This is a genomic window from Bacillus sp. V2I10 (assembly GCF_030817055.1).
Lineage (GTDB): Bacteria > Bacillota > Bacilli > Bacillales > Bacillaceae > Bacillus_P.
The window spans coordinates 1,597,692-1,615,415 of record NZ_JAUSYV010000001.1; the positions used below are offsets into that span (position 1 = coordinate 1,597,692).

Below are 17,724 nucleotides of genomic sequence, written 5' to 3' on the forward strand. Positions count from 1 at the left end.
AAAGGTTGTGAATGAAGGTGTTATGGATCTGGATTATTGCATGTGCACTTTTTTTGTTCTTTCTTTTCCTTACTTTTATGAAAATAACGGTTATTTTCGATTTAAAACATGTGGGTGATGATGATGAAATAAAAGTCAAACTGAAAGCCGTATTCGGGCTGCTGAAGTATACCATCAAAATCCCATTAATAAAAGTAGATCCCAATGGCCCAAATCTCATTTTAAAGGAAGAGAAAAAAATGGGTATGGCGAGCAAGCCGAAAGAAAAAGATGAAAAAATCTCACCTGATGATTTTTTGACGGATATAAAGGATTTTAAAGAACTGACAGAGCATATTGTTCATTTACATGCTATCATCCGGAAATTTTTACAGCATGTGCAAATTGTTAAATTTGAATGGCGCTCTCAGTTAGGGACCGGAGATGCTGCGACTACAGGTATGCTTATTGGTCCGGGCTGGACAATAAAAGGAGCAGCGGTAGCGGTTATCAGTGCCCATATGAAGCTGAAAAGCCAGCCAATTCTATCAATTGAACCAAATTTTTATCAAAAAAGTTCAAAAACGATCCTTTCATGTATGCTTCACTTTCGAACCGGGCATGCTATGGTAGCGGGATTACGCTTGCTCAAATATTGGAGAGGCGGACGTCCAATCTTTAGTAATCAGCAACTTTCTTTTCTTTCTAAAGAAAAGAAAAATAAACCAGCTTAGAGGAGGCTACTTATCATGAGTGATCATCCGATTCAAGGACTTATGAAAACAGCTATGGAAAACCTGAAACAAATGATTGATGTGAACACGATCATTGGCGATCCTGTAGAAACACCTGATGGCAGCGTCATTTTAACAGTTTCAAAGGTTGGCTTTGGTTTTGCTGCTGGCGGAAGTGAATTTAACGCCTCAGGCAGCGAGGAAAAAAATCATACTGGAACAGGCGGGTCAGCGGGAGGTCAGAAATTACCTTTTGGCGGAGGCAGCGGCGGCGGTGTTTCCATTACTCCGATTGCATTTTTAATTGTTGGCACAAATGGCGTAAAGATGCTTCATTTAGATGAAAGCACGCATTTATACGAAAAGATTCTGGATACTGCTCCTCAGGCGGTAGAGAAAATTCAGGGGATTTTCAAAAAAAATCGCAGTGGCCAAAATCAATCAATGGATCAGCAGAAGCAAAAAGAAGATTTTGATATTTAATAACAGGCGCCAGTCATTTAATTGACTGGCATTTTTTTATGAAATCCGCGCCGCATGTTTGAGTAAACGTTTATTTCCCATTTAATAATTTAAATATTTTGTAAATAGATAGGCGTAAACATTGCAAACGCGCTTTAATCAAGCTATATTAACACTGTACATACTTATTGGGGAGGAGTTTTTTTATGGCATCTATTACATTTAAACAAAATCCGGTAACGCTTATTGGCAATGAGGTAAAGGTTGGGGACACGGCTCCGAATTTCACCGTGCTTGCAAATGATATGTCTGAAGTTTCATTATCTGATTCTAAAGGTCAAGTCCGTATTCTTTCAGTTGTACCTTCCATTGATACGGGTGTATGTGATGCACAAACACGCCGTTTCAATGAAGAAGCAGCTAAATTGGATAACTTAAAAGTAATAACTGTCAGTGTAGACCTTCCATTTGCACAAAAGCGCTGGTGTGCAGCTAACGGCATTGAAAATGTCCAAACGGTTTCTGATCACCGCGATCTTTCTTTTGGCGAAGCGTACGGTGTGCATATCCAGGAATTAAGACTGCTGGCTCGTGCTGTTTTTGTAGTTGACACCAATGATAAAGTGACATACGTTGAATACGTAAGTGAAGCAACAGATCACCCTAATTACGATGCTGCAATTGAGGCTGCTAAAGCTGCAAACTGATAATTGCCAAAAAGAACCTCATGGCCCCGGGGCACTGAGGTTCTTTTTGTTTGCGAAAAAGCAGGACTTGGGGTTTGCGGCTTGAAATATATATAGCTGATCAGTAGAATGGGGGATACGAACATTGAAGGAGGAAACGACCATGCAAGCCGTTTCGAAAGTAGAGAAGCTGTTTAGTTTAATGAACGAATCAGCCGAATTAATTTCAAAAGAATTAAATTGTACATACATAGAGGCAGTAGCCGAAACTGGAGAGAATTTATTTCAAAATGAAGTACTTCAGGAGGATATGAGCGAAATCGCCAAAAAGAACCTTGCAAAGAAATATGAGCAATTAAATATCCGTTCATATGAAAAAGAAGAAATCCGCAAAGCGTTCCAGCTCGTTATCTTAAAAGGGCTGAAAGAAGGCGCCCATGCCAATCACCAAATGACCCCTGATACAGTGGGCTTGTTCACCGGATATCTAGTTAATAAATTTGCTTCAGATCAAAAGGAAATCTCCCTTCTCGATCCAGCTGTGGGCACTGGGAATTTATTAACAACTGTTCTAAATCACTTGAAGCAAAAGCAAACGGAAAGCTTTGGCGTAGAAGTTGATGACCTTCTTATAAAACTTGCTTTTTTAAATGCAAATCTGGGAGAGCACTCCGTTCAGTTTTATAATCAGGACTCTCTGGAACCCCTCTATGTTGATCCTGTTGATTATGTCATTTGTGATTTGCCGATTGGCTATTATCCGAATGATGTGGGTGCAGACAAATTTGAACTCAAGGCTGACAGCGGCCATTCCTATTCCCACCACCTCTTTATTGAGCAAAGCATTAAGTACACAAAAGCAGGCGGATATCTTTTCTTTATCGTGCCAAATCATTTATTTGAATCAAAAGAAGCTCCAAAGCTAAAGGAATACTTAAAAGAACAAGTCATAGTCCAAGGCCTTCTTCAGCTGCCAAAGTCTTTGTTCAAAGACAAACAGCATGCTAAAAGCATTTTTATCCTTCAGAAAAAGGGAGAAGGCGTCACTGCTCCTAAACACGCAATGCTTGCCGAACTTCCCAAGTTCTCAGATAAAGCAGCCATGCAGTCCATTATGAAACAGCTCGACAGCTGGTTTACAGAGAATAAAAAGTGAGTTAGGATGAAAAATTAATTTTACTGCTTTAAATTGAAATAAAATAGCTGAGAATAAAAACGGGAAGACAGCAGATGTCTCCCCGTTTTTTTGCTGAGCTGAGCACCTCTCTGCAGATGTAAAAAAAATGAAAGGGCACATTTTCATCTCTGCCATTATGGAATTTTGAACAACCTGAAAGGTTCTGCTTCACTTGAAAAATCAGAATAAAATGAATATAACCTGTAAACGATTGCAAGCTGGAAATGTACTTGAAATGTCTGACATGCAATGTTTAAATGAGAAAGTCAGATAATATTCGGGTTCATTTGTAAAGAATAAGGAAGAGAACAATTTCTTATTAAATATGCAAAGTGCTTTATATAAAAAGGAGCGGTAAACATAATGGCAAAAGTAATTGCAATTAATGCAGGGAGCTCTTCTTTGAAGTTCCAATTATTCGAGATGCCGGCTGAGGACGTTTTAACGGCTGGTCTTGTAGAACGAATCGGTTTAGAGCAAGCCGTATTTACGATTTCAGTAAACGGGGAAAAAATAACAGAAACAACAGATATTCCAGATCATGCTGTTGCTGTTAAAATTCTGCTTTCTAAATTAACAGAGCTTGGAATTATCGGTTCGCTGGATGAAATTGAAGGAATTGGCCACCGTGTTGTTCACGGCGGAGAAAAATTCGATGATTCCGTACTTATTACTCCTGAAACATTGAAAGAAATAGACGAGCTTTCAGAACTTGCTCCTCTTCATAACCCGGCTAATGTTGTCGGTATTAAAGCATTTAAAGAGGTTCTTCCAAACGTGCCTGCTGTAGCTGTTTTTGATACAGCTTTTCATCAGACAATGCCGGAACAGTCTTTCTTATACAGCCTTCCATACGAGTATTATGAGAAATTCGGCATTCGTAAATACGGTTTCCACGGAACATCCCATAAGTACGTTTCAGAAAGAGCAGCTGAATTATTAGGCCGTCCGATTGAACAGCTTCGTCTTATTTCCTGTCATTTAGGGAACGGTGCAAGTATTGCTGCGATTGAAGGCGGAAAATCCATTGATACATCTATGGGCTTTACCCCGCTTGCTGGAGTAGCGATGGGAACTCGTTCAGGGAATATCGATCCTGCTTTAATTCCATTCATCATGGAGAAAACTGGTCATTCTGCAATTGAAGTATTGGACATTTTAAACAAAAAAAGCGGTCTGCTTGGAATTTCAGGATTATCATCCGACCTTCGCGACATTACAAAAGCTGCAGAAGAGGGGAATGATCGTGCAAGAACTTCATTAGAAGTATTTGCAAGCAGAATCCACAAATATATCGGTTCCTATGCAGCACGCATGTCAGGTGTAGATGCCATCATCTTCACAGCCGGAATCGGTGAAAACAGCATCGATATTCGCGAACGTGTACTTCGCGGATTAGAATTCATGGGTGTATACTGGGATCCTGCACTTAATCAGGTTCGCGGTGAAGAGGCGTTCGTAAGCTATCCTCACTCACCAGTAAAAGTCATCATTATTCCGACAAATGAAGAAGTTATGATTGCGCGCGATGTTGAACGCATTGCTAAATAAGAATTGAATGATAGAAAGGCAGTCATCATTGATGGCTGTCTTTTTTTGAATTCTTCCTTTCATGCAAGCAAAATGCATTAGTGGAAATGCTATGTTTTTGGCACACTAATAAAAAATTGCATGAAAGGAAGGAGCAATCTGTTTGGAATACGCCTGGCTCTCACTTGTTCCGTTTTTAATCGTTATTGCACTATCTATATGGCTGAAAGAAATTTTGCCCGGACTCGTGCTTGGTCTGCTTGCAGGTTCTTTTATTGTAAAGGCTGAACTTTTAGGAGGTCTGCAGCAAGTACTGAATTATGTGCTTGAAACGCTGTCGGATGATACAAATATGAAAATTATCGGTTTTTTGTATTTATTTGGCGGGTTAGTCGGAATGATGAAAATATCCGGAGGAATTAAAGGGTTCTCAGAGTGGGTCGGAAAGAAGGTAAAGTCAGAGCGGGGACTGCTAAGCATTATTTGGCTGTCTTTGCCCTTTACCTTCATGATGCCGATGTTTCGGATTATGATGATCGGGCCAGTCATTAAGTCGCTTATGGAAAAAAGCGAGCTGTCAAAACAAAAAATTGGTTTTACGATGGATGTTTCAACTGCTTCTACAATTGTTTTATTGCCTGCAGGCACTGCATTTACTGGCTTTATGCTTTCACTGGTAGAGGGCGGAATTGAAAGAAATCACCTGGATCTCTATCCCTATCAAATTTACCTCTCAAGCATACCTTTTAACTTCTTTGCAATTGTCATGCTTTTTCTTGGACTGATCAGCACGTTCAGAAAATCAAAAAAACAGAGCAGGGCAAAAAGCCAAAAGGCAGCGGCAGAAGAGCACCCTTATCATGGAATAGGTCTTAAGCAAGAGCTGGAAGAAGTAAAAGCCCAACCCTGGCATTTAATTGTCCCTTTATTTTTTCTTCTTGGACTATCAATGTTTCTTCTTTGGCAGGATGGCACTGAAAAGGGCGGAAACACCGTTTTTCAAGCTTTTGCTAAAGCGGATGCAACCTTTGTTATGCTGCTTGCTGTCTTCTTGACACTGGTGATTACCTTTCTGTTTTACAGCATACGCCGTGTCCCGCTGAAAGAAACGCTCTATCATTTTTATGACGGCGGCAATCAGATGATGCAGGCGATTATCCTTCTCATTCTAGTATGGGCCCTGTCCCTTTCAGCCGAGGATATTGGCTTTTCTGATTTCATCAGTTTGACGCTTGGGAGCGTTCTGCCTGCTTCCTTAGTGCCGGCCATTATCTTTTTGCTTGGCTCTGCTGTCGGTTATTTTATCGGATCTTCCTGGGGGACCTGGGGATTATTTATGCCGCTTGGCATGACACTTGCAGTCGCTTCGGGTGCTTCCATACCGCTTACAGTGGGTGCAGTATTTGCAAGCGGGGCATTTGGCGCCATGACCTCGCCGCTAGGAGATACTACTATTACTACTGCCTCAATCCTCGAGATGCCTGTTGTAGAGTATGCCCGCTATAAATTGAATTTTACTGCAGTCGGCTGTGCAGCTGCAGCCATATTATATGTTGCCGCAGGTCTCTTATTAAATTGATGCGAGCAAAAAGCAGCTTACTGCCATCAATGAATCTGTACGATCCAATATGATATAATTAAATAAATAATGGAGAGTCTGAAACGGGAGGAAGGAATATGACGCTATCAAATCGGGAAAGTCAGTTGCTTGCAGAAATACAAGTGTGGGAACAGCACTTGGGGGAGGATCTTCGTTCAGATTTTGGCCGCACGTATGACAAGTGGCTAAACCGAAAGCTTAACGGCATTCCAGAGCCGATCAAACGGAAATTCTTCGATAAGTTTGACGATATCCTCTTTCATTTGCATTCTTTCATTCAAAACTCACATGTGCAGCATGATGCAAGACAGCAGCTGCTCATGACGGCAAAAACATTTGATGAAGACATTCACCACATTTATGACCTAAAAAAACTCAGTGTAGAGCAGCTGCATTACATATCAGATTTACAATTGTCCAAGCATCGTCTTTATTCATTCGTTCAAGGCGGTTTAGCAGGGACAGGGGGATTCCTATTAATGGGGATTGATCTTCCAGCTCAAATGCTGTTAAACCTGCGTGCAGTACAAATGACGGCTCTAAGCTACGGCTATGAAGTGAATTCTCCTTTTGAAATGATGACATCTTTAAAAGTTTACCATGCTTCACTTCTTCCCAAGCATCTGCGCTATAAGCAATGGGTTGCTCTGACAGAAGACCTGAATAACAAAGATGAAAATCCGTTTTTTTATGAGGGAGAAGACAAGCTTGCAAATCTGGCGAGTATTGATCATTTACTTAAACAGCTTGTAAAAGTATCAGCCATATCCATGCTGCGAAAAAAGATGATTGGCGGTATTCCCTTGATCGGCATGGCCATTGGGGCCGGCATCAATTACCAGCTGACAAGACAAATTACAGATTTCGCCCATCAATATTACCGCTACAGGCTGCTGCTTGAAAAAAAGGATGCCGATTATGAGTTCAATTGAACATAAATTGCAGGCACCTTCAAAGGTATATTGCAAAATTATAACGGTAAGCGATACTAGAACGGCAGATACGGATAAAAGCGGTCAGCTAATCTCAGCACTTATTAAAAAAGCAGGTCATGAAGTTGTTCAATATGAAATCATTCCTGATGAAGAAACGTTAATTAAAAGCGCTGTTAACAGCGGGTGCAAATCGAGTGAGATTGACGTGATCCTTCTAAATGGAGGCACTGGAATTGCAAAAAGAGACGTTACTATTGAAGCAGTTCAGAGCTTGCTTGAAAAAGAAATTCCAGGATTTGGAGAGCTGTTCAGAATGCTGAGCTACCAGGAGGACATTGGATCATCAGCCATCCTGAGCAGAGCTATAGGCGGCGTTTCAGATGATACAGTTATCTTCTCTATGCCAGGTTCGGCGGGTGCTGTTAAACTGGCAATGGAAAAGCTGATCATTCCGGAATTGGGACATGTTGTAAGAGAAGTTAATAAAGATCTGAAATAACTTAAAAACATCACCGTCTCAGGTGATGTTTTTTTATGCATAATTATCCGATATCTATACCTTAATAATGCACACGATCTGATACATGCTGATGAAGTCTGAACCACAGCCATAAATCGTTAATAATAGATGCGTGCTCGGATATTTCGGCGTTAAGCCTGCAGGATCTTGAAAAATCCTCTTCATTGTTCAGTTCATCCTGCTTCGCGTTAATCTGTTTTTCTATTTTTGCGATTTGGTCCGGTATGCTCCCCCGGATCTTTTCCCATTGCATCAGGATCTCTTCCTGTTCAAGGGGGTGAATTCTTTCCCACGCCATTTCGAGGTTTGGAAGATTGATTCCAAGCCGCTCGCTAAAACGAAAATGTTTCATTGTCATTCCCCCGTGCGTAAGCTTTCCTTTATTCTACATGACACGTGCATAAAATTCACGATTATTTCATAAAAATTTTTGAGAAAACTATTGAAAAACTATGAATAACTTGTTAAAGTGGTATTTATCAAATGAATAGATATAAATTAAAATTAATATTTATACATCCGAGAGGGGAAATTAAGTTGAATATAAATAAAAAAGTAGTGTTGGCTTATTCAGGCGGTTTAGATACATCAGTAGCAATCAAGTGGCTTCAGGATCAAGGGTATGAAGTGATCGCATGCTGTTTGGATGTCGGTGAAGGAAAAGACCTTGCATTTATTCAAAGCAAAGCGCTGCAGGTCGGAGCTTCTAAATCATACGTAATAGATGCTAAAAAGGAATTTGCTGATGAATTTGCATTGGTTGCTCTTCAATCACATGCTTTATATGAAGGGAAATACCCGCTTATATCTGCCCTGTCACGTCCGTTGATAGCTAAAAAGCTTGTAGAGGTTGCTGAGCAGGAGAATGCCATAGCAGTTGCACATGGCTGTACGGGAAAAGGCAACGATCAGGTTCGGTTTGAAGTATCTATTAAAGCATTGAACCCTAACCTTGAAGTGCTTGCTCCAGTCCGCGAGTGGAGCTGGTCGCGTGAGGAAGAAATTCAATATGCACAGGAAAATAATATTCCGATTCCAATTAATCTTGGAAGTCCGTTTTCAATTGATCAGAACTTATGGGGCCGAAGCAATGAGTGCGGAGTTCTTGAAGATCCATGGGCAGCTCCTCCCGAAGAAGCATATGACCTGACAAATTCCATTGAGAATACACCTGATTCACCTGACATGGTGGAGATCGAATTTGAACAGGGTGTGCCGGTTTCCTTAAATGGTACTGCGTATCCTCTTGCAGACTTAATTCTTCATTTAAATGCACTTGCAGGCAAGCATGGTGTCGGAAGAATTGATCATGTAGAGAACCGCCTTGTTGGAATTAAATCGCGTGAAGTATATGAATGTCCGGCTGCAATTACGCTGCTTAAAGCTCATAAAGAATTAGAAGATCTGACTTTAGTAAAAGAAGTGGCACACTTTAAACCTGTTATTGAAATGAAGCTGACAGAGCTTATTTATAACGGTTTATGGTTTTCGCCGCTCAAGGATGCCCTGCTTGGATTCCTGAAAGAGACACAAACTTATGTAACAGGAACGGTTCGGGTAAAACTCTTTAAAGGTCATGCCATTGTTGAAGGAAGAAAATCTGTATACTCTCTTTATGATGAAAAGCTTGCAACATATACAACAGAGGATTCATTTGATCATCAGGCAGCCGTTGGGTTCATCTCGCTTTATGGACTTCCTACCAAAGTAAGCAGCATGGTACAGGGAAAAAAGAAGGTGAATATATGAAAAAACTGTGGGGTGGCCGCTTTCAAAAAACACCTGAAAAATGGGTGGATGAATTTGGAGCATCCATTTCATTTGATAAAGAACTCGTTCTAGAAGATCTTCAGGGAAGTCTTGCGCATGTTCATATGCTCGGACAATGCGGGATCATCGAACCTGCTGAAGCCGAGCAAATTAAAACAGGCCTTCTTCTCTTAAAAGAAAAAGCTGAAAACGGAGAACTTCAGTTTTCAGTTGATTATGAAGACATACATTTAAATCTTGAAAAGCTGCTTATTGATGAAATCGGACCTGTCGGAGGGAAACTGCATACCGGCAGAAGCCGGAACGACCAAGTTGCTACAGACATGCACCTTTATTTGAAAAATCATGTAAAGGAAATTACCCAGCTGATTACAGCATTTCAGCAGACGCTTTTAGAAAAAGCAAAGGAGAATGTAGAAACGATTTTGCCTGGGTATACTCATCTTCAGCGTGCACAGCCGATTTCGTTTGCTCATCATCTCTTAGCCTATTTCTGGATGCTTGAGCGGGATAAACAGCGCTTTGATGAATCCTTAAAGCGGATAAATATTTCCCCGCTCGGCTGCGGGGCGCTTGCTGGGACAACGTTTCCGATTGATCGTCACTTAACTGCTGAACTGCTTGAGTTTGAAGGAATTTATGAAAACAGCCTTGACGGAGTAAGCGACCGTGATTTTATCGTGGAATTTCTAAGCAACAGCTCCCTGATGATGATGCACTTATCACGCTTTTGCGAAGAACTGATTTTATGGTGCAGCCAGGAATTTCAGTTTGTAGAGCTTGATGATACTTACGCAACGGGAAGCTCAATGATGCCGCAGAAGAAAAACCCGGATATGGCTGAATTAATTCGCGGTAAAACGGGACGGGTTTATGGCCATTTATTTGCTTTGCTGACGACTTTGAAAGGATTGCCGCTCGCATATAACAAAGATATGCAGGAGGATAAAGAGGGCATGTTTGACACAGTCCGCACAGTAGAAGGAAGTCTGCAAATATTTATTGGCATGATCGAAACGCTGAAAGTAAAAAAAGAGAAAATGAAGAAAGCTACAACAGAAGACTTTTCAAATGCAACAGAGCTTGCTGATTATCTCGCGAAAAAAGGCATGCCTTTCAGAGAAGCACACGAAGTAGTTGGGAAACTTGTTTATACTTGCATTGAAAATGGCATTTATTTAAAAGATCTTTCACTCGAAGAATATCAGGATGCATCTTCTTTATTTTCTTCAGATATATTCGAAACAATCGATCCATACACTGCTGTTGCAAAAAGAATCAGTGATGGCGGTACCGGTTTTTCAAAGGTTAATGAAGCAATAGCTAAAGCTGAAAAAGTATTACATGTGTAAAATTTGAAGGTTTTACCATCGTAAACAGCTCCATTTTCACAAACGATAGTACAGATACACTATCTGAATACGAGGAGCTGATATCGATGGGAAAAGAAAAAGATCCGAAAAATCAATCTGCTTATTATGATTATGAGGGTGAAAATGAAACTTCACAGCTGATTATAGATGCTTATTCAAGCGGGGTAGTTGAGCAGCAATATGAGCAAAATTTCCTTCAGGAAAATCTTCAGCCGAGAGAAGAAGAAAAAGAATAGTGAAACCTCATGAAAACAAGAAAAAAGTCATCAATCATGATGACTTTTTTCTTGTTTTTATGAGGATCCAGTAGAGCAGGTGAAAAACGTTCAGGAATAATGAAATGTATACATTAACCCGCAAACAATTGCCATCATTGTTCAAATTAATGGAAAACATGGATAAAATCGAACAAAGTAAAATACCCATCATGATTGGGATGAATCGGATAAAGAGCTTGCTGATATGAATGGATTCGGCTGGTTATAATAAAAGGCACTATAAACCCCAAAGCATCCTGTCAGGCTAAACCAAAAAAATTGCCGGCGTAAAAGCCGAGCGTATCTCGCCATATCAGCTGAAGCGCTGACACCAGAAATAGACTGAACAAAAACAAGGCTTGCATAAAGCGCCATTGTCAAAAAAGCAGAATTTGGTCAAGCGGGCATATCAAAGGCTGAAGGAGCTGCAGACCTTGTAGTAAAATACAAGTAGAGAATAAATCTTTGTCCAGCAATCAACGAAAGGCAGAAAAAGACTGAAATAAAGAGGCTCCTCCTTCCATAACCGCCAATGCGGGAAGAAGAAATTGCCTGCATTAGATGTATTACTTAAAAAGCCAACTCTTAAACTCCAATAATTGGGTAATCAAAGGATGCGAATGAGCCCCCAAAACAGCTAAAAACAATAAATTGGGTAATCATAGGGTACGTATGAGCCCCAAAACAGCAAAAATCAATGAATTGGATAATCATAGGGTACGTATGAGCCCCAAAACAGCAAAAATCAATGAATTGGGTAATCATAGTGTACGTATGGGACCCCAAAACAGCTAAAATCAATGAATTGGGTAATCATAGGGTACGTATGAGCCCCCAAAACAGCTAAAATCAATGAATTGGGTAATCAAAGGATGCGAATGAGCCCCCAAAACAGCAAAAATCAATGAATTGGGTAATCATAGGGTACGTATGAGCCCCCAAAACAGCTAAAAACAATAAATTGGGTAATCATAGGGTACGTATGAGCCCCCAAAACAGCAAAAATCAATGAATTGGGTAATCAAAGGATGCGAATGAGCCCCCAAAACAGCAAAAATCAATGAATTGGATAATCATAGGGTACGTATGAGCCCCCAAAACAGCAAAAATCAATGAATTGGGTAATCATAGGATGCGTATGAAGCCCTAATACAGCAAAAATCGATGAATTGGATAACAAAAGGATCCGTATGAAGCCTCAAAATAGTAAATTGATGACCTTCAGCTGATTCAAGTCGCCTGCGCTAGGAGAATTTCCGCTTTTTGTATTGTCCAGCCCCACCGCCCAACTCCTCGGCCAGAACAAATTCCCCCAAAAAGTCAAACCCGGACTTTTCGGATGAATTCTTATCTGTCTGCCTGCGCTAAACGGGCAGTTCCGCTTTTCGTATTGTAAGATTGCTTGCATTTCAATACAATGAAAAAGATAAAAAGTATAATATATCCCGGTGCACCGAGGAGGATTTTAACGTTGAGACATGCCATCATAACAGCTGGTTCAAAAGGTTTAGGAAGAAAAGTGACAGAGCTGTTCCTGAATAAAGGCTACTCTGTCACAATTAATTACCGCAGTGATGAATCTGCCGCTGCGCAGCTAAAGAAACAATATGCACATCTTGAAGACCGTATGCTCTTTATTAAAGGGGACGTAACAAAAAAAGAAGACCTGCTTTATTTAGTCGATGAGGCATTCAAAAAGTTTGGCCGCATCGACTGTTTAATTAATAATGCCGGTCCTTACATATTTGAAAGAAAAAAACTGGCTGATTATCTGGATGAGGAATGGCATGAAATGATAGACGGCAATTTGACCGCTGTCTTTCATCTTTTGAAAAAAGTAATTCCCATCATGCGAAAACAGCAATACGGGCGGATTATCACCTACGGTTTTCAAGGAGCTGATTCATCATCCGGCTGGCTCCATCGTTCAGCCTTCAGCGCAGCAAAAACCGGGCTTGCTTCTCTCACAAAAACCATTGCCATTGAGGAAGCAGAATACGGCATTACAGCAAATATGATCTGCCCTGGCAATATCACAGGAGAGATGAAGGAAGCGACTATTTCTCAGGCAAGAGAAAAACGAGATCCGGAGACTCCGATTGGCAGATCCGGTACAGGAGAAGATATTGGAAGGCTGATTGCGTTTTTATGCAGTGAAAATTCAGATATGATTACAGGAGCTGTCATTGAGGCTACCGGAGCTGTCAATGTATTGAACCGAAGACCATAATGTCACCTCAACTTAGCTGGGGTTTTTTTAAAAAGATTGAGGAATCTATTTAAAATAGTAAGAAAAACGCACATTTCCTAGAATACATTTCCAATTTATATAAGTTTCCATATGATAAATTAAGGAAATACTAAAAATAGTACCGGAAGAATTGGAAATGATACAGGAGGAAAAACGATGAAAATCGGCATACCTAAAGAAGTTAAAAATAATGAGAACCGTGTGGCAATGACCCCTGCTGGCGTCATCCCCCTTATTCAGGCGGGCCATGATGTTTATATTGAGCAAAACGCAGGGGAAGGCTCTGGTTTTCCGGATCATCAGTATATTGAAGCAGGTGCGAGAATTGTACCTTCGCCAGAAGAAGCCTGGTCGATGGATATGGTTATGAAGGTGAAGGAGCCCCTTCCGTCTGAATACCAGCATTTTCGTGAAGGCTTAATTTTATTCACCTATCTGCATCTTGCTGCTGAATCAGAGCTTACGCGTGCACTGATTGACCGGAAAGTAGTTGGAATAGCATATGAAACCGTTCAGCTTCCAAACCGCTCACTGCCTCTATTAACACCGATGAGTGAAGTGGCAGGAAGAATGGCCTCGCAAATTGGAGCCCAGTTCTTAGAGAAGCCAAAAGGCGGAATGGGTATTTTATTGTCAGGAGTTCCAGGAGTAAAGCGCGGGAAAGTGGCCATAATTGGAGGCGGCGTAGCCGGAACGAACGCTGCCAAAATTGCCGTCGGACTTGGAGCCGATGTTACCATGCTCGATGTGAATCCGGATCGTCTCCGCCAGCTGGATGATATTTTTGGAAAAGAAATCACCACGCTTATGTCAAATCCCTATAACATTGGTTATGCTGTCAGCCAATCAGATCTTGTCATTGGAGCGGTGCTGATTCCGGGGGCAAGAGCGCCAAAGCTTGTATCCGAAGAAATGGTCCAAAGTATGACGGCAGGTTCAGTCATTGTTGATATTGCCATCGATCAGGGCGGTATTTTTGCTACTACAGACAGAATTACAACTCATGACAATCCTACGTATGAAAAGCATGGCGTCCTTCACTATGCTGTGGCCAATATGCCTGGAGCAGTACCAAGAACATCAACGATTGCCCTTACAAATGTAACTGTTCCTTATGCCGTGCAGATTGCGAATAAGGGGTATAAAAAAGCTTGCTTGGAGAATGAATCGCTTTTAAAAGGTCTCAATACATTAAATGGTTTTGTAACTTATGAAGCCGTTGCGGAATCTCACGGATTAACCTATTCAGATGCAAAAGCACTGCTGGGTGAATAATGCAGAAAGAGAACATTAAAAAGATGTTTGCATTACTTGGAAACCAGGTTTTGAAGAAGTTAAAGCGAAACTTGAAAAACGCTTAGAGGAATAAGGTTTTACGCTACTTTCCTTATTATTTTTAATAAGGTAATTGCATAGTTCTCGGGGAATAAAAAAGGGTGACTGACCACATTTTGACCACATTCTTTGCTAAAATGTGTTTGAGTCGGCCATATACTCCGAGAATTTATTAATTGATTTAGCTTCCATTGATTTTGTAACATGTGAATAAATATTTCCGGTAGTCATTATATCCTTGTGTCCTAATCTTTCTTGAATCTCTTTTAAAGAAACTTCTGCTTCCAGCAGCATAACAGCATGAGTATGCCCTAGATCGTGAATTTTAATATTAGGTACCCTGCTTATTTTCTTTAGCCTTTCAAATGCAGTTTGAATTGTTCTATCCCTTAAACGCTTGCCAACTTCTTTGCAAAATACAAAACTCAATTTAGAATATCTGTCTCCGTATAAGAGTTTCCTCTTATTTTGGAGGTGCTTTAATTTTCGAAGCTCCTGTATTAGGTATGGATCTATTTTTATTGTTCTATATGACGAATCTGTCTTAGGTGGTTCGAAAGCATCTTCATCACTACTAAGGTGATATAACAATGTTTTATTGACAGTTAACTCTGCTCTGTCCAGGTCAATATCTTCCCACTGAAGAGCCATACCCTCTCCTTTTCTCAATCCCGTTCGAATAAGTGTTAGAAACAAAAAGAAATATGCTTCTTTATCTTGTGTGCTTTCCGTGAAAAGAAGATTAGATCCGGGAGGAATCAATTTCAGAGGTCCTCTAAAAAATTCAGCATAAACGATAAAAATGAACAAATACCAATACCTTGAACCATAAGGTTTGGCGTTTTTGCCATCTTCCTAAAATTGGCATTATATTAACTTGAAATGTATATCATATACATTTTTTAACTAACTTCCCCAATTAGTTTTATTCTTTTTTAAAACATAAAGGTTAATTAATGTATCAGTATGAGATACTAAGCCTAAAAATATTTTGAGGAGGATTCTTAAATTGAAACCTCAGAAAAAGTCAACAAATATAGAACTGACATGTACCGAAATCGGTGGGCTTTGGGGCGTTTTTATTCAAGAGAGTATGAGCACTTGTTTCCTTACATATTTTTTGCATCATCTTCAAGATGAGGAAATCATACCTCTAACAAAAGAGGCATTGCAAATATCTCAAGGGCGATTAGACAAAATGAAAAATATATTCCTTGCTGAAAACTTCCCATTTCCCGCGGCTTTTTCAGAAGGTGATGTCAATTTGTCTGCCCCTCCGCTATTTCACGATGTGTTTACCCTGAGTTACATTTACATGATGAATCGGCTAGGAATGATTAATTTTAGTTATACTGCCTCTAACAACGTTCGACTTGATGTGCTCGACTTTTTTACAGAGTGTATTCATACATCTACCGAGATGTTCGGCAAAGCAGTCAAGATGATGTTGTCAAAAGGCATTTATGATCGTCCACCTAAAATGGAGTACCCAAAAGAAATCGAGTTTGTCCAGAAGGAATCATTTATTTCCGGTATTATTGGCAAAAAGCGTCCGTTGAATGCAATTGAATTGTCCGAGATATTTTTTAACATTGAGCGAAATTACTTCTCAATTCTTATCATGCTCGGATTTGCTCAAGTAATAAAGGACAAGAAACTGAAGGATCACATTATTAGAGGGAAAATTATCAGTGAAAAACAAATTTCATTTTTTAACAATTTACTAATGAAAGAAGATCTCCTCGGTACGGTGACGGTGAACATGGAAGTAACTGATTCTACTGTATCACCATTTTCAGACAAACTTATCATGTCTATGATAAATGTATTAAATTCAGTGGACATCAGCTTAATTTCACACGCCTTGTCAGTATCGATGAGAACAGATCTTACAGCTCAATATAGTAAAATTATTGCAGAGGTAATGATGTACGCCAAAGACACATTTGATATAGTGGTTGAAAAGAAATGGCTGGAACAACCTCCGCTTGTGACAAACAGAGATAAGTTGATAAACTCGTAGTAATAAAGCTAAAAATGCGTTAGTTTAAGAAACAGTACAAAAGGATCTTTCAGCCGAAGATCCTTTTTCATTGCCTAATAAGTCGCTTTATGTAAATTAGGCTGAAAAAGAAATATATTATTTTTAATCCGTAATCGGGCGCTTATCTGTAAAAGGTAAGTGTCCTTTTTACTGGAATAAAAGATTGAGTTAATCACCTAATTTTGAAATAATTGGTATTAAGCAATCGGGCAGGATTATTGAAGAGTTGTTTCAAGAGTTTGATCAACAATCTGGCCATATAATTGAACAACACTTAGCAGTTAATTTGAAGATTTATGTTAAAAATAGAGATTGTGAAGGAATGTACTTAAAGTAACGGAGCAGGTGTGCGGCCGAGCCTAGGTCGTATCATATAGCGGGTGGGATTCCCGTCGAGTAAGAACTAGCCATTCGCTCGTAGCGAGTCTTGGAGGGCTAAAGGTAACTTTAGTCTTTAAGCGTAGACAGCTAGGTGGAGCAGCCGTCAAGGCTGAAAATCTTATGGAGTGAAAGTCTCCTGTCATCAATTGACCGATTCGGATGACTAGCATATCCAATGCGTGGGGAGGTAACGAACTACGTTCTGCTTGGAAGTAAAAGTCACGGCGGCCTATTTTACACAGAGAGGATAAGGTCGGAACAGTCTGTGTGGCGAGCAAACACAGAGGCCAGAAGGATTTAACGAATACTGCAATCCCGAAATCTACGCCCCTCAAAGAAACTGTTCGAGGGATGTTTTGCTTAGCGTCGACCTTTGCCTAACGGGGGAAGACCGATGTCTTACGGGAAGAAACGGTCAAAAGCACCGTAAGAGCAGCCGGGGTATGGGTTCTGGCATCTGTGGAAAGATTTTCAGAGATAACAACGGGAAGGTCCTACTTCAAATTGGGAAGGTACTAACCAATAAAGACCTATCATATAAGAGGCTAATAGAAAATGGTAGGATGATTTAGGATTGGCGCATGAGGTCGTAGTAGCAATGATGGAAGGGTAATGCCTTCTTAAGTGTAAGGAAATTACACTCCTATCAAGGTAACACCTTTGATAGGGCAAAGGACCTCTGGGCACTTG

Annotated in this window: 16 protein-coding genes; 14 read left to right on the forward strand and 2 right to left on the reverse strand. The window is 40.3% G+C overall.

The window, feature by feature from the left end:
• Positions 1-11: 11 nt before the first annotated feature.
• The 8 genes from QFZ72_RS08035 (at position 12) to QFZ72_RS08070 (ending at position 7,602) form a co-directional block, all read left to right on the forward strand.
• A complete protein-coding gene (locus QFZ72_RS08035; RefSeq protein ID WP_307431646.1) occupies positions 12-713 on the forward strand; it encodes a DUF2953 domain-containing protein in 702 nt (233 codons plus the stop codon).
• Positions 714-728: 15 nt separating this feature from the next.
• Positions 729-1,196 (forward strand): GerW family sporulation protein, encoded by a 468-nt coding sequence (gene ytfJ, locus QFZ72_RS08040; RefSeq protein WP_307431649.1) that lies wholly within the window; start codon positions 729-731, stop codon positions 1,194-1,196.
• A 185-nt stretch (positions 1,197-1,381) separates the two neighbouring features.
• A complete protein-coding gene (tpx, locus tag QFZ72_RS08045; protein WP_307431651.1) occupies positions 1,382-1,882 on the forward strand; it encodes a thiol peroxidase in 501 nt (166 codons plus the stop codon).
• Between the two features lie 142 nt (positions 1,883-2,024).
• Positions 2,025-3,017 (forward strand): class I SAM-dependent methyltransferase, encoded by a 993-nt coding sequence (locus tag QFZ72_RS08050; RefSeq protein WP_307431654.1) that lies wholly within the window; start codon positions 2,025-2,027, stop codon positions 3,015-3,017.
• A gap of 384 nt (positions 3,018-3,401) precedes the next feature.
• The gene (locus tag QFZ72_RS08055) at positions 3,402-4,589 is read left to right on the forward strand and encodes an acetate kinase (protein WP_307431657.1); all 1,188 of its coding nucleotides are present in this window, start codon (positions 3,402-3,404) and stop codon (positions 4,587-4,589) included.
• 142 nt (positions 4,590-4,731) lie between these two features.
• A complete protein-coding gene (locus tag QFZ72_RS08060) occupies positions 4,732-6,147 on the forward strand; it encodes a Na+/H+ antiporter NhaC family protein (RefSeq protein WP_307431661.1) in 1,416 nt (471 codons plus the stop codon).
• A 98-nt stretch (positions 6,148-6,245) separates the two neighbouring features.
• The gene (locus QFZ72_RS08065) at positions 6,246-7,100 is read left to right on the forward strand and encodes an EcsC family protein (RefSeq protein ID WP_307431665.1); all 855 of its coding nucleotides are present in this window, start codon (positions 6,246-6,248) and stop codon (positions 7,098-7,100) included.
• Positions 7,087-7,602: a MogA/MoaB family molybdenum cofactor biosynthesis protein gene (locus QFZ72_RS08070; RefSeq protein WP_307431669.1), complete on the forward strand. Its 516-nt coding sequence runs from the start codon at positions 7,087-7,089 to the stop codon at positions 7,600-7,602. Before QFZ72_RS08065 ends, QFZ72_RS08070 begins: the two co-directional genes overlap by 14 nt.
• A 61-nt stretch (positions 7,603-7,663) precedes the next feature.
• On the opposite strand, the gene QFZ72_RS08075 is transcribed toward QFZ72_RS08070, so the two are convergent.
• The gene (locus tag QFZ72_RS08075; protein ID WP_307431672.1) at positions 7,664-7,975 is read right to left on the reverse strand and encodes a hypothetical protein; all 312 of its coding nucleotides are present in this window, start codon (positions 7,973-7,975) and stop codon (positions 7,664-7,666) included.
• 185 nt (positions 7,976-8,160) lie between these two features.
• Here QFZ72_RS08075 and QFZ72_RS08080 point away from each other — a divergent pair, with 185 nt between their 5' ends.
• The 5 genes from QFZ72_RS08080 to ald all read left to right on the forward strand — a co-directional run bounded on the left by QFZ72_RS08080 (position 8,161) and on the right by ald (position 14,549).
• The gene (locus QFZ72_RS08080) at positions 8,161-9,372 is read left to right on the forward strand and encodes an argininosuccinate synthase (protein ID WP_307431675.1); all 1,212 of its coding nucleotides are present in this window, start codon (positions 8,161-8,163) and stop codon (positions 9,370-9,372) included.
• Complete coding sequence (gene argH / locus QFZ72_RS08085; RefSeq protein ID WP_307431677.1) at positions 9,369-10,745, forward strand: argininosuccinate lyase; 1,377 nt, start codon at positions 9,369-9,371, stop codon at positions 10,743-10,745. Before QFZ72_RS08080 ends, argH begins: the two co-directional genes overlap by 4 nt.
• Before the next feature lie 86 nt (positions 10,746-10,831).
• Positions 10,832-11,002 (forward strand): hypothetical protein, encoded by a 171-nt coding sequence (locus QFZ72_RS08090; RefSeq protein WP_307431680.1) that lies wholly within the window; start codon positions 10,832-10,834, stop codon positions 11,000-11,002.
• Between the two features lie 1,492 nt (positions 11,003-12,494).
• Complete coding sequence (locus QFZ72_RS08095) at positions 12,495-13,253, forward strand: SDR family oxidoreductase (protein WP_307431683.1); 759 nt, start codon at positions 12,495-12,497, stop codon at positions 13,251-13,253.
• Positions 13,254-13,430: 177 nt separating this feature from the next.
• Positions 13,431-14,549 carry an alanine dehydrogenase gene (gene ald, locus QFZ72_RS08100; RefSeq protein WP_307431686.1) on the forward strand — a complete coding sequence of 373 codons (1,119 nt, stop codon included), beginning with the start codon at positions 13,431-13,433 and terminating at the stop codon, positions 14,547-14,549.
• A 192-nt stretch (positions 14,550-14,741) separates the two neighbouring features.
• On the opposite strand, the gene QFZ72_RS08105 is transcribed toward ald, so the two are convergent.
• Complete coding sequence (locus QFZ72_RS08105; protein ID WP_307431689.1) at positions 14,742-15,419, reverse strand: site-specific integrase; 678 nt, start codon at positions 15,417-15,419, stop codon at positions 14,742-14,744.
• 199 nt (positions 15,420-15,618) lie between these two features.
• Between QFZ72_RS08105 and QFZ72_RS08110 the strand changes: the two genes are divergently transcribed.
• Positions 15,619-16,632 (forward strand): DUF3231 family protein, encoded by a 1,014-nt coding sequence (locus tag QFZ72_RS08110; protein WP_307431695.1) that lies wholly within the window; start codon positions 15,619-15,621, stop codon positions 16,630-16,632.
• Positions 16,633-17,724: the final 1,092 nt, after the last annotated feature.